At 59.7% G+C, this 9119-nt stretch carries 8 protein-coding genes and 1 pseudogene; 3 read left to right on the top strand and 6 right to left on the bottom strand.

Features of this window, described 5'->3' with window-relative positions; translation table 11 throughout:
- Positions 1 to 76 precede the first annotated feature (76 nt).
- On the bottom strand, positions 77 to 400 hold the full coding sequence (locus tag Y707_RS0112470) for a DMT family transporter (RefSeq protein ID WP_026535348.1): 324 nt from the start codon (positions 398 to 400) through the stop codon (positions 77 to 79).
- Positions 401 to 478: 78 nt separating this feature from the next.
- A complete protein-coding gene (locus Y707_RS0112465) occupies positions 479 to 1471 on the bottom strand; it encodes a GNAT family N-acetyltransferase (RefSeq protein WP_026535347.1) in 993 nt (330 codons plus the stop codon).
- Positions 1472 to 1687: 216 nt separating this feature from the next.
- On the opposite strand from Y707_RS0112465, the gene Y707_RS0112460 reads away from it, so the two are divergent.
- Both Y707_RS0112460 and Y707_RS0112455 read left to right on the top strand, forming a co-directional pair.
- Complete coding sequence (locus tag Y707_RS0112460) at positions 1688 to 2059, top strand: BlaI/MecI/CopY family transcriptional regulator (RefSeq protein ID WP_026535346.1); 372 nt, start codon at positions 1688 to 1690, stop codon at positions 2057 to 2059.
- Positions 2060 to 2086: 27 nt separating this feature from the next.
- Positions 2087 to 3112, top strand: coding sequence for a M56 family metallopeptidase (locus tag Y707_RS0112455; RefSeq protein WP_026535345.1), 1026 nt, complete (start codon positions 2087 to 2089; stop codon positions 3110 to 3112).
- A 56-nt stretch (positions 3113 to 3168) separates the two neighbouring features.
- Here the strand turns inward: Y707_RS0112455 and Y707_RS0112450 are convergent, their stop codons facing one another.
- Positions 3169 to 5280, bottom strand: coding sequence for a DNA gyrase/topoisomerase IV subunit B (locus Y707_RS0112450; RefSeq protein ID WP_026535344.1), 2112 nt, complete (start codon positions 5278 to 5280; stop codon positions 3169 to 3171).
- A 250-nt stretch (positions 5281 to 5530) separates the two neighbouring features.
- On the opposite strand from Y707_RS0112450, the gene Y707_RS0112445 reads away from it, so the two are divergent.
- Entirely contained in the window at positions 5531 to 5755 is a 225-nt protein-coding gene (locus Y707_RS0112445) for a DUF7455 domain-containing protein (protein WP_026535343.1), read from the top strand.
- Between the two features lie 135 nt (positions 5756 to 5890).
- On the opposite strand, the gene Y707_RS0112440 is transcribed toward Y707_RS0112445, so the two are convergent.
- From Y707_RS0112440 to Y707_RS32835, 3 genes and pseudogenes are all read right to left on the bottom strand, one after another.
- The gene (locus tag Y707_RS0112440) at positions 5891 to 7216 is read right to left on the bottom strand and encodes an RNA polymerase sigma factor (protein WP_035781521.1); all 1326 of its coding nucleotides are present in this window, start codon (positions 7214 to 7216) and stop codon (positions 5891 to 5893) included.
- A 268-nt stretch (positions 7217 to 7484) separates the two neighbouring features.
- Positions 7485 to 8738: a DUF4192 domain-containing protein gene (locus tag Y707_RS0112435; protein ID WP_026535341.1), complete on the bottom strand. Its 1254-nt coding sequence runs from the start codon at positions 8736 to 8738 to the stop codon at positions 7485 to 7487.
- Positions 8739 to 8851: 113 nt separating this feature from the next.
- Positions 8852 to 9119: pseudogene (locus tag Y707_RS32835) on the bottom strand (PAC2 family protein); the annotation flags it as partial.

The raw sequence follows: 9119 nt of genomic DNA, 5'->3' as shown, positions 1-9119 counted from the left end.
TCATCTGGACCAAAACCGCCGAAGACATCCTCGCCTCCATCGCCAGATACCTGAAACGAATTAACGAATCAGGACACTAGGGTGCTCCGCTGTCAATATTGAGCGCCACAACTCCTGCCACGATCAAAGCTATGCCAATGACTTTGACCATGCCCAGTTGCTCGCCGAAGAAGAATGCACCGATGATGGCTATCAAGGCTGTCCCTAAACCGGCCCAGATGGCGTAGGCGACTCCCACCGGTACCGTGCGCAGAGTCAACGACAGCATCCAGAACGCCATGCCGTATCCGACTGCCACACCCACCGAGGGCCACAATCGGGTGAATCCGTCCGAGAGCTTCAGCAGCGACGTCCCGGCCACTTCGAACACGATGGCCAGGGCCAGAAATACGTATGGCATTGTCGACTCCTTTAGTCACGCCGTTCTTGCCGATGTACCCGCCGCGGAAGCGGGAGCCGGGAGGCATCCCTGCGCTCACTACTCCAACGCGTGGTCGAAAGTCAGCGTCCTGTGGGTCGGCGTGTATCCGAGACGCTCATACAAGCCGAGGGCGCCTGACGGGTTCTCGGTATCGACCTGCAATCCGGCATTGTCCACTCCACCGGCCTTGAAGCGGCGCATGGCCTCAATCAGGATCGCCGGGGCTATGCCGCGTCCGCGCCAGCCACTGCGCACACCCAGCAGCTCCGTATACCCCTCGCTGTACCCGTGGATCTTGAGAGAGTTCGGGTCCATGCTGGCAATGTGATATCCGGCCACTTCGCCGCTGGTCTTGTCGATTACGGCCATACTCCATCCGGGTTTGAAATCCGGATGGCTAACCGTAAACCGCCAGCTCTCCTCATCGCGGGGCTCGCTCCCCCAGTGATCCTGGAACGCTTCATTGTGCGCTTGACGGATACTGTCGGAAATTTCCGGATTGAAAGTTACGAACTCCAACCCGCTGTCCAAGCCGGCCTCAGGGATCGGTTCGCTGAGCGGTTTGGTCATCTCGGTCCAGTACCGCACGACCTTGGTTCCCATGGATTCCATCAAAGCGATGTGGCCCTGATTGTTTTCTTCCGCATAGGTACGCAGCACTCCGGGCGACGCACCGGCCTCCGAGAACCGTTGCCTGGCCCGTGCCTCCTGCCAGCGGTAAACAACCGTACCAATCCCCCTCCGGCGCCACTGCGGATCGACGCCGCCCCAGGAGTAGGCCTTGGGTGATCCTTCGTTGCTCGTAACCCGACCGAAGGCGCGTGGAATTCCCGCTTCGTCGAGACCGAAAAGACTGTTGAGTGCCGGATCGTTTTTGGAGGAACTGAAGATCTCCTCCAGGTCCTGCCGGTGCTCAAACCAGATGGGTTTGTCAGCCTCCGCCATTCGCTCGATCAATTCCAACCAGGAATCGACGTCCTCCGGTTTTATACTGCGCCAGCTCAAACCGGTCGATGAATCGGGCATCGGGGCAAGGGTGCTGGCTGTCATATTCCAAGACTATCGGCACACCGCTTTGAATTTATGCTCCTTCGAACCGTCGTCGGGCAATAGCAACGGCCGGCGCGGCGCGCAAAGGTTCTACGCAATGTAGAACCTTGACGGGAAACCGGGTAAATTAGAGACAGATACAAGTTCATAGTGAACTTTGAAATACAGGACGACGACGCCACCTGCAACGGCGTTACAGGCAGACAAGGAATCCGGATGGCCACTCTCGGCGAGCTCGAACGCACAGTGATGGATCTTCTGTGGGAGAACCCCGAAGCGGTAACCGCCAATGCACTCCGTGACATGCTCGCCCGGAGAACGCACGGGGAACACGCCAGCAAGGAACTGGCGGTGACCACTGTCCTGACCGTGCTCTCCCGGCTGGAGAAGAAGGGACTGGTTGAACGCGCGCGGGACACGCGGCCGCACCGCTACCAGGCAGTCACCAGCAGGGAAGAGCACACGGCGGACCTGATGCACGAGGTTCTTGGCTCTGCGCCCAACCGCGAGGCAGTTCTCGCCCGGTTCCTCGGATCCGTCAGCGATGGCGAAGCCGCGACCCTGCGTAAACTACTCGGACACAGCTAGGCGCCGCCGGGCGCCGGACGGTATCGAATGATCTGGGCATCGTACGCGCTGGCCGTTCTCGCCATCATTCTGGCCTGGCCGGCTCCGATCATTCTCTCGAAGGCGCAATGGCCGGCACGATCCCCCTTCACCGCGATGATTCTTTGGCAGGCAATCGCGCTGGCCGGTGGGCTCTCAATGATCGGGGCCATGCTGGTATGGGGGCTTGACCCACTCGGAGACAACTTGCTGGCCGGCATGGGCGTGCTGGCCGGGATCGTATTCGGGAACCGGTCCACGGAGGCCCTGGGTTTCTGGCACGTCTTTGCGCTCAGTGCGGCCTTCCTTTTGGGACTGCACCTGGTCTTCACCCTGCTGCTGACCTACATTCGGATTCATCGCCAGCGACGGCGGCACCGGGACCTGCTGCGTATCCTCAGTTCGCCTTCCCCGGAGTCCGCGTCGACAGTCGTGATTAACCACCCGGCCCCCGTGGCATACTGCCTGCCGGGAGGAGCCAGATCGGTGACGGTTCTATCCGACGGCCTGGTCAATCTGCTTGAGCTGGACGAGCTTGAGGCCGTGCTCATCCATGAGCAGACCCACTTGACCCAGCGCCACCATCTCCTGCTGTGGGCATTCGCGGCCTGGCGTTCTGCGCTGCCGTGGCTGCCGACGTCTCAACTGGCCCAGCGCTCGGTTAATGAACTGATCGAAATGCTGGCCGATGACGAGGCGCTGAAATCTGTCGACAAGACGTCCTTGATTAAAGCGATCGCAATTGTCGCCTCGGGAACCGGTCCCTCTGAGAGCACTGATGACGACGACGGCGCCTTGGCTGGATCTTCTTCAGCCCTCGGGCATTACGACGCCGGCAGCAGCCCGGTCGGGACACCAGGAGGTCCGATCGAGTCCGGCATGGATGCCGTGACGACCTCGCATCGGGTCAGCCGCCTGATCACTCCCCGTCCCGCGCTGCCCCAATCCGGGCAGTCAATAATAGTGGGCATGTCCGCCGCGTTGCTCGCGGCGCCGACGGTATTGCTGATTGTTCCCGGGCTATGGGCGTTGTGACCTGCCGTCTCCGCTCCAGTTGCGGCTGAGCTGTCCCGGGCCCACGGTCTGTCCGCCTACGCGTCGATCCGTTCACGGTCCAGGACAGCGGCGCCGGCGATAATGAATTCCTTTCGGGGAGCCACGTCGCTGCCCATCAGCAGGTCGAAGGCCCGTTCGGCTGCCTGCGCGTCTTCCACTCCCACCCGGCGGAGCGTCCGGTGCCGCGGGTCCATCGTCGTCTCCGCCAGCTGATCGGCGTCCATCTCACCGAGACCCTTGTAACGCTGGATGGGTTCTTTGTACCGCTTTCCATCCTTCTCAAGCCGCGCAAGCAGGGTATTCATCTCATTCTCGGAATAGGTGTAGATCATCTCGTTCGGTTTTGATCCGGAATGGATCACCTCAACCCGGTGCAGCGGCGGTACTGCGGCGAAGACTCTGCCTGCTTCAACGAGAGGCCGCATGTACCGGAAGAACAGCGTCAGCAGCAACGTACGGATATGTGCACCATCCACGTCCGCGTCAGTCATGAGGATGACCTTGCCATAACGCGCTGCCTCGAGCTGGAAACTCCGCCCGGATCCCGCACCGACGACTTGGATCAGCGCCGCACACTCAGTGTTGGAGAGCATATCCCCCACCGAAGCTTTTTGGACATTGAGAATCTTGCCTCTGATCGGCAGCAGGGCCTGGTAGTCGGATGACCGGGCCAATCTGGCTGTTCCAAGAGCGCTGTCACCCTCAACAATGAAAAGTTCGGATCGTTCCACGTCATCGATCCGGCAGTCTGCGAGTTTGGCTGGCATCGCCGAGGTTTCCAGGGCGTTCTTGCGGCGCTGCGTTTCCTTATGCACACGCGCGGAGATCCGTGACTTCATCTCCGAAACGACTTTCTCCAATAGCACCGCGCTTTGCTGCTTGTCTGCGCGCGTTTTGGAGTTCAGTTTTGCGAGGATCTCCTTCTCGACCACCTTGGCTACGATCTGGCGCACCGCCGGGGTGCCGAGAATTTCCTTCGTCTGCCCTTCGAATTGGGGCTCCGCCAACCGCACCGTCAGAACAGCAGTAAGACCGGCGAAGACATCATCTTTTTCGATTTTGTCGTTGCCCGCCTTCAGCTTGCGGGAGTTCGCCTCGATCACTTTACGGAATGACTTCAGCAGCGCCTGTTCGAAACCGCTGAGGTGCGTGCCTCCCTTGGGAGTGGCAATAATGTTCACGAAGCTGCGAACGGTCGTGTCGTAACCGATCCCCCAACGCAGGGCGATATCCACCTCGCACTCACGTTCGACCTCGGTAATGTGGCTGTGTCCTTTATCGTCAAGCACCGGCACCGATTCGGAGAACTTTCCAGCACCGTGCAGTCTCCAGATATCGGTGACAGGACTGTCTGCTGCAAGGTAATCGGCGAACTCGGAAATACCGCCGTCATGGACGAATACTTCTTCGATGGGGCCGTTCTCCCCCGGAGTGCCGGGCAATCCCCGCTCATCCCGAAGGGTAATTTTGAGCCCCGGGATCAAGAAGGATGTCTGCCGGGCACGGGCTTGGAGCTCTTCGTAGGAAAATTTAGCGTCCCGGGTGAAGATTTGCGGATCGGCCCAATACCTCACCCTTGTGCCGCTCACGCCCCGCTTCGTAGTACCTGTCTTATCCAGCGTCGACCCGGTCGTGAACGGCTCAAATAGCGCCGTCGGAGTCAGTGTCTTGCCCTTGTCCCTGAAATGGCCCGGTTCACCACGGCGAAAAGACATCTGGTAGGTCTTACCGCCGCGGTCCACCTGCACGTCCAGCCTCGATGACAGTGCGTTGACCACGCTGGCGCCGACGCCATGCAGTCCACCGGAGGCTGTATAGGAGCCACCACCGAATTTGCCACCCGCGTGGAGCTTCGTGAATACCACTTCCACACCTGACAGACCCGTCTTGGGCTCGACATCGACGGGAATGCCCCGGCCGTCGTCGTGGATCTCGACAGAATCGTCTGGATGCATGATTACTGTGATGCTTTGGCCATATCCAGCCAACGCCTCATCCACGGAATTATCAATGATTTCCCACAGGCAATGCATCAGACCCCGGGAGTCAGTTGACCCGATATACATTCCCGGGCGCTTCCGGACTGCCTCCAGTCCTTCCAGAACAGAAAGGTGCCGCGCTGTGTACTCGGATTTCGTAGGCGCCACTGTGGTCTTACTCCTCGGCTTCGAAACTGCCGGGAACTACCGGCGGATATCTGGATCTTTACTAGGCTATCGAGCTTTTCCCATGCCGGATGCCACCGCCTCCAGAGGGCGAGTCGGAGCAGTCTCAGAATTCGGACGAGACGATAGCTTTTGCAACATCCGTACGCGGATAGCGAAAGCGGCCCATCCTGCGAAGAAATTGGACCGAATAATGGTTGTATAGAGTGTACGAACTACTAAGGAGGTCGTCATGACGACAGCTGTAGCCAGCCGCGAACTTAACGCGCTAGACCGCTGCGACCGTTGCGGAGCGCAGGCCTATGTACGTGTCGTGCTTGAATCCTCCGGTGGTGAGCTCTTGTTCTGTGCACATCATGCCCGTGAACATGAGCCAAAACTGAAGTCCCTCGCATCAGAGTGGCAGGATGAGACAAGTCGACTGCATGAAAAGGCCGGCACCGCCAGCGAGGGCTGATCTGTAATGAACCGCCCGACGGTTCATTACACCTCACGGCGGCAAAAACTTAAAAACGAAGGGGCCTTCCTGTTGGAGGGCCCCTTTCGCTGTGCTCTGTGCCGGCCCGCCGCATTTGCAGTGAGCCGGTTGGTCTTAATCCAGGTAGTCGCGCAGCACCTGAGACCGCGAAGGGTGCCGGAGTTTCGACATAGTCTTGGACTCTATCTGCCTTATGCGTTCACGGGTCACCCCGTAGACTTTTCCGATCTCATCAAGCGTCTTGGGCTGTCCGTCGGTAAGTCCGAACCGCATGGCCACGACGCCTGCTTCCCGCTCGGACAGGGTATCCAGGACAGAGTGCAACTGTTCCTGCAAGAGTGTGAAGCTCACGGCGTCAGCCGGCACGACGGCTTCGGAATCTTCGATCAGATCACCGAATTCGGAGTCACCGTCTTCGCCAAGCGGCGTATGCAGTGAAATCGGCTCGCGCCCATACTTCTGAACTTCGACGACCTTCTCGGGGGTCATATCCAGTTCGAGCGCCAGTTCTTCAGGAGTTGGTTCGCGGCCGAGATCCTGCAGCATTTGGCGCTGGACGCGGGCCAGCTTGTTGATAACCTCCACCATGTGGACCGGTATACGAATGGTACGTGCCTGGTCGGCCATGGCACGCGTAATCGCCTGGCGAATCCACCACGTCGCATAGGTAGAGAACTTGAAGCCCTTGGTGTAGTCGAACTTCTCGACGGCCCGAATCAGACCAAGGTTGCCTTCCTGGATCAAATCGAGGAACAGCATGCCGCGGCCGGTGTAACGCTTGGCCAGTGAGACGACGAGGCGAAGGTTCGCTTCAAGAAGGTGGTTCTTCGCCCGCTTGCCGTCATGGACAACCCATTTCAGCTCCCGCTTCAGCTTTTCCGGCAGGTCCTTCTCTGCGGCAAGCTTGTGCTCAGCAAAGAGACCAGCTTCGATTCGAAGCGCAAGGTCCACTTCCTGCTCGGCGTTCAGAAGGGCGACTTTGCCGATCTGCTTCAGATAGTCCTTGACCGGATCCGCTGTAGCTCCGGCGGAAATCACCTGCTGGGCCGGGGCGTCGTCATCGTCGGCGTCCGAATAGACAAAGCCGGATCCGGTGGGAGCTTCCTCTTCGGAGGATGCAGCTTCCGTAGCGGCGCCTTCCGGCAAGTCCTCAGCGTCGGCATCGGCCGCAGGCGTGGCCTCTTCGACTATCTCGTCGACGACGTCCTTCTTCCGCGTTCCGCCTTTGCCGGCCGATTTGGCCGGAGCCTTGACCGTATCCGCCTTGGATCCCGTCTTTGACTTCGCACCGGCGTTACCGGACATGCTTTTCCTGACGCTGGTCAGCCCGGTCCCCTCGTCCGGGGAGCCGTTTGCGCCCTTCGCAGCGGAGTTGGGCTTTACGCCCGTCGTGCCCTCTTTGGCGGACGTAGCGGTTGTCTTCTTGGAAGCCGGTGACACAGAAAACCTTTCATACAGCGGTCTGTGGCATCACCAAAGGGGTAACACCACTATGACCCTGTCAAGTCCGTGATTGATTTCGAGGCGTAACGCCGCTGGTAGATCCACCATGTAGAACTATCAGCCCGGGCCTAATGTTCCCCGGATTCGGCGTCCATTCGACTACTCGAAGCACGGACCCAACCGGGTCTCCTTTGTATTGTCTCACGATTCCATGGCCTCGGCACACTCTTCGGGACAGCTGGCAGGGGGCCGCCCCGGGCACGCATTAGGCTGCTTCGGCACCGATGCTGCTCCATGCAGTATCAGGTTTGGTCGCCCACCGCGGCAGGCGGCCAGTGGCAAACAGCTGCTCTAAAAGTACCGCCAGCTTGTACTTGGGATCCAGCTCAAGGCACTTATCCAGATAGCTCTGGGCATGGGAACCCCGCCCCTTGGTCCACTCAATCCACGACAGCATGGTCAGCAGGGCCGCTGACGATGGACCTGAGCTGAATTGCAGCAGCATCTTGAAGAGATCAGCCGCGCGGTTTATCGACTTCCAGTCGGGTGGGCCGTCATGCCCGCCCACCAGTACGGCCTGGAATACTGCGAGCGCATCCGGGGTCCCGTCGGGATCTTCGTCGGCCCTGCGGGCGGCTGCAGGGTTCGTGTTCAGTGCTTCCGGAACCATTAAGGCGCCGGATTGACTCGACAATAAGTCGCCGCAAAACGCCCCCTTCAGGGCGATTTCCGGACCGATGCTGATTTGCACCAACAAACAATCGCGAACGGTTTTGCACGTGAGACTCGCGAGCAGAAAGCCCGCCGACTCCTCATCCTGGATTCCCGAGGGCAATCTGCCGGCGCGCCGTGATCCGTCGCCGTGGCCCTCCACGGCCGTACGCCAGGCACCCATCGTTGCGGCGAATTGATTTTCCCGCAGCCAGGAGTTGCCGACGCGGTGAACATTCTCCCGCGTGGATTCTTCAACCGCCCGATCTGTATTGACCTGCAGTTCCGGGCCGATACCTGTGGCCTCTTCAATACTGCGCCCGTAATGACTGCCGCGGAAAATGAGCTCGGCGTTGAGTTCACTTGAAGTGATGTCATCGATCGGCCGGCCCGGCCAGGGGCAACATCTGACGTCGTCGCAGAAGTACTCCCGCCAAACTGATCCGGAAATCCACCAGGCATCCCGGACTGGAATTCCGGCAAAGGCAAGACACGCTTCCAGAGCGTCCATAATCCTGCTGTGCGGTCGTTCCGACTGGTCGCCCCAGGGAGCGTCACTGTATAAGGCGATAATCGTCGAATCCCGCGTTGTATCGCCGCCAAGGTAATGCCTGACCTGCTCGGCGAAATCGCCCGCCTCACCCGGAGTTGGATTGTGCGGAAGATCCACCCGCAATGTCGCACCCACACGTCCTCCCCTCATCGTGATGAAGACAGCACTCTCCCGTGGCCAAAAGCCAAGGGCATGCGGGATATAGCTCAGGATGTCGGCGGAGGTTCGGATTCTGTACGGCTTTTCATTCGTCATACCGCCAAGTCTTGACCGACCCGGAAGCCATCAAAAGGAACGCCGGCAACTTTGTGTGCAACTTGCTGCAGACTTCGTGTTGGGGAGGACGAGTCGGCGCCGGGCGCTTCAGCTCAGGCGGGGTCGCCGTCTTCGTCCGGCTCTTCTCCGCTGTCCTGGCTTTCGCCGTCCTTACCGTCCCGACCGTCCCGGGTGGCAAGGTAGGCTTCGACCGCCGCACCCAGCTCTTCGGCATCAGGAAGCTCATCGTTATTCTTGGTCAGCAGCGAGCGGCGTTCCAACCCGCCGGTGTACTCGTCGTAGCGCTTTTCCAGATTGGCGACGACACTCTGGACTTCGCTGGAACCTGCCACTTGTTCTGAAATCTGGCGCTCGACAGTG

This window comes from Arthrobacter sp. H14 (genome assembly GCF_000520495.1).
In the GTDB taxonomy this organism is placed as follows: Bacteria; Actinomycetota; Actinomycetes; order Actinomycetales; family Micrococcaceae; genus Arthrobacter_C.
Note: the sequence above shows the minus strand (reverse complement) of the source record. Positions and strands in the feature narration are given on the sequence as shown.

What these genes read in the sequence shown, in the direction of transcription:
- Y707_RS0112470 (WP_026535348.1), bottom strand. Translation starts at nt 400, where the DNA reads ATGCCATACGTATTTCTGGCCCTGGCCATCGTGTTCGAAGTGGCCGGG.
- Y707_RS0112465 (WP_026535347.1), bottom strand. Translation starts at nt 1,471, where the DNA reads ATGACAGCCAGCACCCTTGCCCCGATGCCCGATTCATCGACCGGTTTG.
- Y707_RS0112460 (WP_026535346.1), top strand. Translation starts at nt 1,688, where the DNA reads ATGGCCACTCTCGGCGAGCTCGAACGCACAGTGATGGATCTTCTGTGG.
- Y707_RS0112455 (WP_026535345.1), top strand. Translation starts at nt 2,087, where the DNA reads ATGATCTGGGCATCGTACGCGCTGGCCGTTCTCGCCATCATTCTGGCC.
- Y707_RS0112445 (WP_026535343.1), top strand. Translation starts at nt 5,531, where the DNA reads ATGACGACAGCTGTAGCCAGCCGCGAACTTAACGCGCTAGACCGCTGC.
- Y707_RS0112435 (WP_026535341.1), bottom strand. Translation starts at nt 8,738, where the DNA reads ATGACGAATGAAAAGCCGTACAGAATCCGAACCTCCGCCGACATCCTG.